The 11,415-nt window shown below is 39.6% G+C and carries 9 protein-coding genes; all 9 read left to right on the top strand.

Annotated elements, in window-relative coordinates:
- Positions 1-1,249, top strand: a 1,249-nt coding sequence (locus tag V5N63_RS00165; RefSeq protein ID WP_332031944.1) for an EpsG family protein, incomplete at its 5' end; no start/stop codon positions are given.
- A 6-nt stretch (positions 1,250-1,255) separates the two neighbouring features.
- Positions 1,256-2,371 (top strand): glycosyltransferase family 4 protein, encoded by a 1,116-nt coding sequence (locus tag V5N63_RS00170; RefSeq protein WP_332031946.1) that lies wholly within the window; start codon positions 1,256-1,258, stop codon positions 2,369-2,371.
- 33 nt (positions 2,372-2,404) lie between these two features.
- Positions 2,405-3,265: a polysaccharide biosynthesis/export family protein gene (locus V5N63_RS00175; RefSeq protein ID WP_332031948.1), complete on the top strand. Its 861-nt coding sequence runs from the start codon at positions 2,405-2,407 to the stop codon at positions 3,263-3,265.
- Complete coding sequence (locus V5N63_RS00180; RefSeq protein ID WP_332031950.1) at positions 3,265-5,754, top strand: exopolysaccharide transport family protein; 2,490 nt, start codon at positions 3,265-3,267, stop codon at positions 5,752-5,754. The genes V5N63_RS00175 and V5N63_RS00180 overlap by 1 nt, the downstream gene beginning before the upstream one ends.
- A 156-nt stretch (positions 5,755-5,910) precedes the next feature.
- Positions 5,911-6,828: a type IX secretion system protein PorG gene (porG, locus tag V5N63_RS00185; RefSeq protein ID WP_332031952.1), complete on the top strand. Its 918-nt coding sequence runs from the start codon at positions 5,911-5,913 to the stop codon at positions 6,826-6,828.
- Positions 6,829-6,832: 4 nt separating this feature from the next.
- A complete protein-coding gene (locus V5N63_RS00190) occupies positions 6,833-7,585 on the top strand; it encodes an isoprenyl transferase (protein ID WP_332031954.1) in 753 nt (250 codons plus the stop codon).
- A 23-nt stretch (positions 7,586-7,608) separates the two neighbouring features.
- Complete coding sequence (locus V5N63_RS00195) at positions 7,609-10,146, top strand: BamA/OMP85 family outer membrane protein (protein ID WP_332031956.1); 2,538 nt, start codon at positions 7,609-7,611, stop codon at positions 10,144-10,146.
- Between the two features lie 11 nt (positions 10,147-10,157).
- Complete coding sequence (locus V5N63_RS00200) at positions 10,158-10,799, top strand: OmpH family outer membrane protein (RefSeq protein ID WP_332031958.1); 642 nt, start codon at positions 10,158-10,160, stop codon at positions 10,797-10,799.
- A 33-nt stretch (positions 10,800-10,832) separates the two neighbouring features.
- Complete coding sequence (locus V5N63_RS00205) at positions 10,833-11,327, top strand: OmpH family outer membrane protein (protein WP_088468175.1); 495 nt, start codon at positions 10,833-10,835, stop codon at positions 11,325-11,327.
- Positions 11,328-11,415 lie beyond the last annotated feature (88 nt).

Below are 11,415 nucleotides of genomic sequence, written 5' to 3' on the forward strand. Positions count from 1 at the left end.
AGCGGTTTGGAAGAAATTATCTGCTATATTTGCCTCTGAAGAAAAAAATTTATTATTTGCTGTATTTCATGGGGCAGGAGAAACTGCTGCAGAAATTGGTATAAAACACAAGTCCTTTATGCCCATCCTTCATCCTGTTTTTATCCTGATTTTCCTTTTTCTTGCTTTTGCGAGTTACTGGGAAATATTCAGGTTAGAGAAAAAACAGAGCATTTTTGTGTGGGTTACTGCAATTCTTATCATTATTGCGATAGGTTTCCGGATCAATGTAGGCGCCGATTACCCGGTGTACAAAATGCTTTTTTCTGGCTTTGCAATCTACACAACCTATGGAGATGTGCTGGATAAAGCGCTTTTCCGGCCAAATTCCGAAGAAATCGAATGGATTTTTGTACTTATCAACAAACTTGTTTTCGATTTTGGTCTTCCGTTTTACATCGTCACTTTAATTATGGCGGTGATTGCGGTTTCGCTGAAATTTACGGCTATTTACAAAAATGTGGCATTTCCTACGATCGCAATGCTTTTTTATTTCATGCCGATTATGTTCTTTGAGGATTCTGGGCAGATGCGCCAGGGCTTGGGAATTGCGGTCTGCGTGGCATCTTTTAAGTTCATTAAGGAGCGTAATTTATTTATGTTTCTGCTTTGTATTTACATAGCGCTGGGTTTTCATAAAACGGCCATTGTGTTTTTGCCCGCGTACTGGATTGTAAAAATCCCGATGAACAGTACCCGTATTTTTTGGGTTTTGGTTATTGCGCTGCTGTCTTCACCCTTTGAACTGTATCGTTTGGGAAGCGATTTCTTCGGCTCTATTGCGCCACAGGATATTTCAGGAGCTTACACCGGTTATATGGACGACCGCTATTACGGCACTGAGGTAGAAACAGGATTGAATGACCTGGTAAAGATTATTTTTATTGCAATTTTAATTAGGTACGATAAGAAAGGTTGCGAGGAGGTTTGGTGGTACGAATACATGCGGAATCTTGCAGTGTTTGGGATGGCGCTGTTTTATTTCTTCAGGTCTAATGAAATTTTTGCCGTACGGCTTCCGGGTGCGTATATGTTTTTTGTTACGATGTTTTGCCTGAGTAACTTAGTGTACGCGGTGAAAGGGAGCGGGAGGCAGATGCTTTATTTGGGATTTATGATGTATTTTGTAGCGATGTTTTTTTATTTTGGCAGCGGCAATGCGCATCGCGGCGGATTTACAACCGAAAGATATCAAAACGCACTTTGGTAATAACGCATGGATATAATTAAAGATTTACTCGCTCAGTTCGGAATACCGCAATTCTATGTAAAATTAGGATTGGGAATGCTTTGTTCATTTCTCCTTACTTTTTACACCATTCCCACGGTGGTAAAGATTTCGAGACGGAAAAATTTAATGGATGAGCCGGGCGCACGAAGTTCGCATCTGAGAAAAATCCCGAATCTTGGAGGGATCTCAATGTTTTACTCGCTTGCGGTGTGTGCATCGATTTTCGCTTTTGAGTTGTTCGAATTGTACAAATTCCTGTTTGCTTCGTTGGTTATCTTGCTCTATATCGGAGTGATGGACGATATTGTGGTGATGCGGGCTTACAAAAAACTCTTCGCGCAGATTGTTGTGACCTCGCTGATGGTGATAGGTTCTGATGTTCGGATCAGAAGCTTTTTCGGACTTTTCGGAATCTATGAACTGAATTATTTTTTCAGCGTCGCAATGAGTATTTTCACTTTTATTGTCCTGATAAATGCCTTCAATTTAATCGATGGAATAGATGGGCTGGCAGGTGGTTATTCAATTCTCTGCAGCGCAATGTTCGGTATCAGTTATTACCGGCTTGGCGAATACAATTATCCTTTGGTTGTGCTTTCGGGGGTTATTATCGGTTCTGTAATCGGGTTTTTATACTTCAATCTTTCAAATTACAGAAACAATAAGATTTTCATGGGAGATACCGGCTCAATGATTTTGGGTTTTCTCCTGGCATTTACCGCCATTTGTTTTATTGATATTTTTATTGACAAAAAGCTTCCGGAAATTCCAAGATATTATCTTCAGTCGGCCCCGGCCATCGCTATGGCGATCCTTATTCTCCCAATTATTGATACCTTAAATGTTTTTATGATAAGAATATGCAATGGGAAATCGCCTTTGGTAGCAGATAAAAACCATATACACCATTCATTGCTGAAATTGGGATTAACTCACAGAAGATCTACCGCTTATATCCTGATGTATTATCTTTTTATTGTGAGCGTGGCGTATTTTTTCCGCCATATTAATGTGAATGTATTGCTGCTTATTATTGTAATCTTAGGCTTTATAGGCGCATATCTTCCGAAACTTATCTTATTATTAAGAAAACCTGTATAAATATTGTTATTTTTGTAAAAACTACATTTGAAAATGATGAAACCCCATAAAGCCGGTCTTTTTCTCCTTTTTACCTTTTTGCTCTCATCCTGCATCTCGACCAAAGATGTGCGCTATATGCAGCCAAACGAAAGTCTGGTCATCAACGAAGAAGGTTTGGTTCCTTATAATATTCCGGTCTACCGCGTCACCAAAAACGATATGCTGAACCTTAACATTGTTACCACCCCAAAAGGTGATGCTGCACAGTTTTATTCAACATTAAATGCCCCTCCACCAGCGGTTTCAAATGCAGTTTCAGGATCTTCACCTATTGGCATGGGAGCAGGTACAGGCCAGGGCGGAAACTCAAATTTTTACTTTAACGGTTTAAAAGTAGATTCTAAAGGAGACATCAATATTATGGGAATTGGTTTTGTAAAAGCGGAAGGCCGAACGATAGAAGACATCACCCAGGAAATACAGAACCGCGTAAACGAAAATTTTGTTGACGGGAAATCAGAAGTCCGCCTGAATACCGATGGGATCACCTACTATATTTTAGGCGATGTAGAAACTATCGAAATCAGCGGTGAAAAAAAAGTACATAAAAATACCTTAACCATAACCGAAGCACTTTCAATCAATGGTGGGCTCAACAGAACTGTAGATCGCACCAATATTAAGATCCACAGAAAGCTACCCGAAGGAATCAAGATCGCAAAAATAGATCTTACCCGAGAAGATGTAATGAATTCTCCATATTACTGGGTACAAAACGGCGACGAAATCTTCCTCACCACCCGATCCAAAAATCTTAACGGTTTAGGTAAAGATCCTATTCAGACGCTAACTACCGGAGTTTCGGTGCTAACTACAGCATTGTCGATTTACTTAATCTTAACACGACTCTAATGATTCCCGGCAAAGAAAACACAGGTAAATCTACATCTTCACAAACTGAAAAAGTTGGCTCTTTCGCCTTTTTCGATGTAGAGCATTTTATCCGAAGATTAATAAGAAACTGGTATTGGTTTGCACTGATGGCAGCCTTGGGTTACGCCATTTCTTGGGTGTACAGCAAATATTACGCACAGCGCATTTATGCTTCAAATCTGTCACTCAGTATTTCAAATAATACCGCCAGTTATTTTACTCCTAATCAGTCGATTAACTTTATTTGGGGGCAAAACGGAAACCAGGATGGGATTTATCTTAAAAAGATGCTTCTTTCCCGTTCCCACAACGAATATCTGGTAAAGCAACTCGATCTTTTCATTAATTATTCCACCAAAGGATTAATAAAGCAGACTTATCTTGATAAATATGATTCGCCGGTTTTTCTGGAAGTTGATAAAAACCATAACCAGCAGGTGAATTATACCATAACGCTGATACCGAAAGGTGGCGACCGATATGAGGTAATTTTACCCGAAGAAGGCGAATCTACTTCATTATATTCCTATGTAACGGAAAGTTTCAATACCGTATCACCATACCCAAGGCCGGCAAACAAAATAATTGCTGTAAATGAATGGTATGTTTCACCTAATCTGAAATTCAAACTTGTTAAAAATCCGCAGCCCACACCAATTAAGCTCGACAACATTCTGCTTACGCTCTCTACAGTCAATCAAACGGTTAATGACCTGGTTTCAACCATCGGGGTCGATTTTGATAAGGAAATCAATACCATTATGATTATTTCCAAAAGCGGCTACAACCTGAATGGTACCGTAAATTTCCTGAATACGTCGGTGGATGAACTTCAGAGAAAAAGACTCATCGACAGAAATACGGTAGATAAAAATACCGAAAGTTACCTTTTTGATAATCTCTCGAAAATACGTAAAAAGTTAGATTCCAGTGCGCAGGTGCTGAACCATATGAAGGTAAGCGAAGGTTTATATGATATCAAAGACCGCGATGAGAAAGCGCTTGAACGGATTAAAGATCTTGAAAGTAAAAAAGCCGAATTGCTCACACGTATTAATTCCTTAAACAATATCCGGAATACGCTTGCTTCACAGAATCTGGACCGTATGATCAGCATGAATGCCGCCGGAATTGAAGACGGGATCTTCAGTGCCACCGTCTCAGAACTGAAGGCTTTATATTTAAAAAGACGCGAACTAGCGCTCATTTATACACCAAATTCTGAGCCTATGCGGGAAATCAACAGATTGATTAATGAGGCAAGAGGAAATTCAACCGGTTCGATTAGAAATTATTACAATACTTATCTTAACGAAATTGCTAAAATCGACCGCCAAATAGCGGACGAAAGTGTGGACTTAGTAGCGTATCCCGAAAAAGAAAGAAAATATCTAGATGCAGAGCGCGGTTATAACATGATCGAAGCCACCTATAACACTTTGCTTGCTAAACAGAACGAAACACAGATTAGGGTTGCTACCAATAAATCGGACATCACCGTAATCGATCCTGCAAAAAATCTTGGGCAGGGTCCCATTGCTCCCGACGTGCAAAGAACAAAATATTCCATCATTGGAGGCCTGCTTCTGTTGCCGTTACTGATTATTGGCATTTCTGAAGCGCTGGATAACAGAGTAAGAAACATTAAGGAATTGCTCCAGGCAACCCGAATTCCGCTTCTGGGAGTTATCGGTAAAAATACCCACGATAATAATCTTACGGTGCTGGAGCAGCCGCGTTCATCAATATCTGAAGCATTCCGGGGAATAAGGGCGAACCTTAGGTTTTTGCACAAGGAAGACAATAAATCAAAGGTTATTTTGCTTACTTCTTCGGTAGGAGGCGAGGGTAAAACCTATATTTCGATCAACATTGCCTCTGTTTTAGGTTTGAGCGGGAAGAAAACCATTCTATTGGGGATGGATTTAAGAAAGCCGAAGATTTTCGGTGATTTTAAAATCGATAACAAATACGGCATCTCAAACTATCTTACCGGTGAGGTAGAAATGGATAAAATCATCAACCAAACAAAAATTCCCAACCTTCATGTGGCAACTTCAGGACCTATTCCGCCGAATCCGTCGGAGTTACTGATGAGTGAACGGAATGTAGAATTCATTCAGGATCTGAAAGAAATTTATGATTATATCGTCATCGATTCGCCGCCAGTTGGCTTGGTTGCAGACCCTTTTGAACTGATGAAATACGCTGACGCCAGCATTTATGTTGTGCGGCACGAGTATACCGAAAAGTATATGCTTAAGATGATTACCGAGAAATACCAGAATCAGGAAGTGCAGAATTTAGGATTGGTTTATAATGATTACCAGCACCAGCAGGGTTATGGATATGGTTACGGATATGGCTACGGTTATGGTTATGGTTACTTCGATGAAGACAAAAACTATCAGGAACCTACGCTCATTAAAGTAAGAAATAAATTGAGAAAACTGTTCGGTAGAAGTTAGCCCCTCAATCTCTGCAGTAGTGAGAATTAAGGTAAAGAAATCATAAAACCTTTTAATTGTCGTTTTACTCCTATAAATTATGCTTTTTTGAGGTTATTTAACTAAAAATTAAGAATTTCCTTAATGTAAAATTGTTTTATATTTGCAAAATTATTTATGAAAATTGATGACCGGCTATTCATGCACAACAAACTGATTTATTCCTTTTTTGCGATTATATTAATGGTGGGGTTCTATAAAGGGCAACGACACGAAATAGGGGTGCAGTTAGGTATGAGTAACTTGGTTGGAGACATTGGTAAAACCAATTATATACTGCAGAAACCTGTACTCAGCAATATTGCTGATTATGGAATCCCGTTTTATGGAGGAATTTTGTACCGCATGAATTTTAACCCTTACCAAACCGTAAGATTAAATATTGGGTACAGCCATATTCAATTTATAGATGCCGTGGCAAAAGAGCAGTATCGCAGAAATAGAAATCTTTGGGGTACGAACTCCATTTGGGAAGCAGATTTAATCTTTGAATATAATTTTTTCCCGGTAAACGACGAGCAGAAAAGCCTTGCGAGTCCTTACATCTTCGGCGGAATCGGGGGGATGTTAGCGAATTCTACCAGGGTTTCTCTTGTAAATGATTTCAGACGTGATGCAGGCGGAAATGCAATAGCACCTACCAGCAGTACAGATTTCGAAACTAATCCTACCTATCAATCTGGTAATAGCCTCACCATGGCAATCCCGTTCGGCGTAGGACTGAAATATAAGTTTAATTATAACTGGGCGCTTTTCGGAGAGTTCATGTTCAGGCCAACGTTCTCAGATTCAATCGACTATAGTGTGGTTGATGATAAAGACCTGAGGGTTACCTATAATAAAGATATTCTGGCGCCAGGATCTACAAAATCCCTGTTGCAAGAAAGTCCTTATCTTCAGATAGCCGAAGAAAGAGCGGCAGAATTTCTGAAGAACCGTGAAATTGGAAATATCAATTCAAAAGACTGGGTAAATACCATATCTGTAGGACTTACCTATTCGTTTGGCAGACCCCCTTGTTATTGTGGAGAGTAAAATAATGCAGTCGTTTAAAGATAAAATAAATCAGGATCAGCTTCCCCAGCATGTCGCCATTATTATGGATGGCAATGGGAGATGGGCAAAATCCCGTGGAGAAAAGAGAACTTTTGGTCATAAACATGCCATTAAAGCCGTGCGGGAAGCAGTAAACGCCTGCAACGAAATTCATATTCCTTACCTTACCCTTTATACTTTTTCATCAGAAAACTGGAACCGTCCGGAGGATGAGGTCGATACCCTGATGAGTTTGATTTCTGAAACAATTATTTTAGAAGCCGAAGAAATTTTCAGTAAAGGACTGCGGATGCATATTATTGGCGATACTGAAAAACTGCCCGCAGAGGTACGCGAACACATGCAGCATTTGGTTGATATTACAAAAAACAATACAAAAGGAAATTTAATTCTGGCTCTAAGTTACGGTTCGCAGCATGAGATTTTAAGTGCTGTTAAAAAAATCAGCAGCAAGGTAAAAAATGGTGAACTTACAGAAGAAGAAATCAACGAAAAAGTATTTGAAAATCATTTATATACCAAAGATTTCCCCCCTGTAGATTTATTAATCAGAACTAGCGGCGAGGTACGGATAAGTAATTTTTTGCTTTGGCAGATTGCCTATGCAGAACTGCAGTTTCTGGATATTCTGTGGCCGGATTTCGGGAAAGAAGATTTCTTTAAATGCATTTACAATTACCAGAACAAAGAGAGAAGATTCGGAAAAACAAGCGAACAGCTCAACGAAAATATATAAAAGAAAAGTTAGCAAGATAAAAAATGAAGTTTAAATTCTTACCCATCATCATGTTTGTGGCTTCGGCGCATTTCTATGGTCAGATAACTCCCGAGCAGACGCCGCAGGACAATAACCCGGTGTACGCACAGAACGAAACAGGAACCTACATCCTAAAAGACATTGTGGTAGATGGCGTAAAAAAATATACCCCCGCACAGATTTTAAGATTTACCGGTCTTAATAAGAATGAAAGCGTGGAAATTCCTGGGCAGAAAATCAGTAATGCCATCAAAAAACTTTGGGAAACCCAATCTTTCTCAGAAGTTGAGGTCTATATTCAAAGTATTGAAGGTGACCAGATTGTCCTCCGTTTCAACCTTCAGGATCTTAAGGATTTGGGAGAAGTGAAATTTACAGGAAAAGGAATCGGTAAATCGAAAAGTGAAAAACTCGCAAAAGACAATAACCTGAAACCCGGAACCAAAATCACCCAGAATTTAGTTTCGACCCTGAAAACAAATATTCCTAAAGAATATATTAAAAAAGGCTATGCAGACGCCAGAATAACCATCGAAGACAAAGTAAACGCACAGGATCCCGAACTGGTGGACTGGACGATTAATGTTGAACGCGGTAAAAAAGTGAAAATAAGCCACATCGAATTTGAAGGAAACGAAAATGTATCCGACAATAAGTTGCGTAAAAAAGGTTTCAAAGACACCAAGCAGAAAAGATTCGGTATTCAGGGAATTTTAAAGCCATCAAAATTCATTGAAGAAAAATACGAATCAGATAAAGACAACCTTATCAATTATTACCGCTCCCTTGGTTTCCGCGATGCAAAAATTGTCTCAGATTCCGTATGGAGAAATCCTAAAAACGATTTCGAAATCAACGTAAAACTGAGCGAAGGAAAAAAATACTATATCGGCGACATCAATTTCCTTGGGAATACCGCATTTTCAACCGATTATCTACAGAAGGTTCTGGGATATAAAACCGGCGACATCTACGACGCTGTGGGTTTCAACAAAAAAGTGGGCGAAGATGGCGGGAAAGAAGATGATTCCGACATCAAGTCGATTTATATGAACAACGGTTACCTTTTCTCTAACGTTACGCCCATCGAGAAATCGGTGGCAGGCGACTCCATTAATCTGGAAATCCGGATCAACGAAGGTGAAAAAGCAACCTGGAACCGCGTAACCTGGAGTGGAAATACCACGACTCATGACCACGTAATTCTGCGTTCACTAAGAACAAAACCGGGAAGTTTATTTGCAAAAAGCGATATTAAAAGAACTTATTTCGATTTAGCGGGGATGCAGTTTTTCGATCCTCAGCAGGTTGGGCAAAACATTGTTCCGAATCAACAGGATAATACCGTAGATATTCACTGGACGCTTGTTGAAAAAGGTTCGTCTCAGGTTCAGTTGCAGGCAGGTTACGGTGGTGGCTCGTTCATCGGGACTTTAGGACTTACGTTCAATAATTTCTCTTTGAGAAATTTCCTGAAATTTAAAGATTTCAAACCGGTTCCACAGGGTGACGGGCAAACACTTTCGATCCAGGCACAAGCGGGGCAGTACTTCCAGAATTACGGAATTTCTTTCACAGAGCCATGGCTGTTCGGAACCCGACCTACGGCACTTTCTGTAAGTGTAAATCAGTCTTTGGTAAGATATTCTGATCAGTTTGGAGAAACCCAGAAACTCAATATTTTCTCTGCAAGTGCAGGATTAAACAGACTCCTGAGATGGCCGGATGATTATTTCTCACTTTATACCGGAATCCAATACCAGAGCTACGATTTCAGCAATTATCCGTTCCAGTTTGGTAACGAAACCGAATATAATGGTTCTGCCAAAAACTTCAGTTTTAATGTTGGCTTAAGCAGAATGTCTGCAGGATTAGATCCGATTTTCCCAACTCAGGGCTCCAACCTGGAGGCATCGGTTAAGTTTACGCCGCCTTACTCGCTCTTCAGCGATAAGAATTATGCGGCCATGAGTAATGTAGAAAAATACAAATGGCTCGAATTCTATAAAGTAAAAATGAAAGCCGATGTTTACAATACCGTAGTCGGAAAACTCGTTCTTAGAAGCACTGCAGAAATGGGCTTCTTGAATGGTTATAACAAAGAACTGGGTGCACCGCCATTCGAAAGATTCTATGTTGGTGGAACTGGTTTGTTCGGAGGAAGGTATGATGGCCGCGAACTTGTGCCCTTACGTGGTTATGAAAATGCCTCTTCTACAGGCGGAACATTAGAAGATGTAACCCCTTACGGAGGAGCAACAGTTTACAACAGATTTGCGCTCGAACTCAGATATCCGATTTCAATGAACCAAACTGCAAAAATTTATGCGCTGAGTTTCCTTGAAGGTGGTAATGCCTGGAACTCGTTTGGAACTTATAATCCCTTCCAATTGAAACGTTCTGCCGGAGTAGGAGTAAGGGTATACATGGGAGCATTTGGACTTATCGGATTTGATTTTGCTTATGGTTTCGATAAGACGCTTATAGGTACAGAACCTGCAGGATGGAAAACACACTTCCTGATGAATCAATCATTATAAAGACAATTGAAATGAAACACATCAAATTATTTGCCTTACTGTTCTTTATTTTTTCGGGTGCTTTAAATGCACAGAAAATTGGTGTTGTTGATACCGATTATATCCTCAGCAAAATGCCTCAGTACAAAGAAGCACAGGACAGGCTGAATGAGCAGATCGCAAGCTGGCAGACTGAAATACAGAACCTTCAGTCTGATTTTGATAAAAAGAAATTACTGTTGGAGAACGAAAGGGTACTTTTGGTAGGTGAGCAGCTGAAACAGCGCCAAAAAGAAGTTGATGATCTTGATAAGAAGATTAAAAGCATGATCAATAACCGTTTCGGTACGCTGGGCGAAATTAACAATGCAAGATCAAACCTCACCAAACCTTTTCAGGATCAGATATGGAACGCAATCCGTACTGTATCAGAGAAAAACAGTTTGGGCATAGTTCTTGATAAAAGCAATAACATCAGTGTAATTTTCCTCGAAAAACGGTACGATTATACAGATAAAGTATTAGATTTGTTACTGAAAAATTCAGGAAATAAAAATACTTCAACCCCAAACAGGAGAGGAATCTCTGAAGAAGATGCCAAACAGGAAAAATTAAGACTGATGCAGGATAAAACCGATTCCAATTCAAACACACAGTCGCGAAGAAAAAAATAAATTTAAACAACAATAAATTATTCAACCCCAATTATGAAAAAATTAAGTGTATTATTTGCAGCAGTAATGATGTTGGTAACAGCAGGAGCAGTTAACGCTCAGAAAGTTGCATCTATGGATTACGAAGCTGTATTGGCAGCAATGCCAGAAACTAAGAAAATGACCACAGATTTAGATACTTTCAGCAAAACTAAAGGTGATGAACTGCAGAAACAGGCAGAAGCTTTCCAAAAGGAAGTACAGCAGTACCAGGCTGATGGTGCAAAATTGACCGAAGCTCAGAGAACTGCTAAAGAAGGAGAATTACAGAAAAAACAGCAAAACCTTCAGCAGCTTCAGCAAACTGCACAAAACGATTTGGCTCAAAGAAGAGATGCAGCGGTAAAACCTATCATCGACAAACTGAACAATGCAGTAGCGAAAGTAGCAAAAGCGAACGGTTTCGATTTCATCATCGATTCTACAGCTTTAATCTACAAAGGTGGTCCGGACGCAACTCCGTTAGTAAAAAAAGAATTAGGTCTTTAATAAACCCTTTCTAAAACCTAAACCATCCCGAGAATTCAGGATGGTTTTTTTAATTTTGTAAAATGGAAAAAGAAATTTCATCGGTAGA

The organism is Kaistella sp. (assembly GCF_032060305.1).
Lineage (GTDB): Bacteria > Bacteroidota > Bacteroidia > Flavobacteriales > Weeksellaceae > Kaistella > Kaistella yananensis.

Bases quoted from the DNA above. Each gene is read 5' to 3' on its own strand.
- V5N63_RS00170 (WP_332031946.1), top strand. From the start codon at position 1,256: ATGGATATAATTAAAGATTTACTCGCTCAGTTCGGAATACCGCAATTC.
- V5N63_RS00175 (WP_332031948.1), top strand. From the start codon at position 2,405: ATGATGAAACCCCATAAAGCCGGTCTTTTTCTCCTTTTTACCTTTTTG.
- V5N63_RS00180 (WP_332031950.1), top strand. From the start codon at position 3,265: ATGATTCCCGGCAAAGAAAACACAGGTAAATCTACATCTTCACAAACT.
- porG (WP_332031952.1), top strand. From the start codon at position 5,911: ATGAAAATTGATGACCGGCTATTCATGCACAACAAACTGATTTATTCC.
- V5N63_RS00190 (WP_332031954.1), top strand. From the start codon at position 6,833: ATGCAGTCGTTTAAAGATAAAATAAATCAGGATCAGCTTCCCCAGCAT.
- V5N63_RS00195 (WP_332031956.1), top strand. From the start codon at position 7,609: ATGAAGTTTAAATTCTTACCCATCATCATGTTTGTGGCTTCGGCGCAT.
- V5N63_RS00200 (WP_332031958.1), top strand. From the start codon at position 10,158: ATGAAACACATCAAATTATTTGCCTTACTGTTCTTTATTTTTTCGGGT.
- V5N63_RS00205 (WP_088468175.1), top strand. From the start codon at position 10,833: ATGAAAAAATTAAGTGTATTATTTGCAGCAGTAATGATGTTGGTAACA.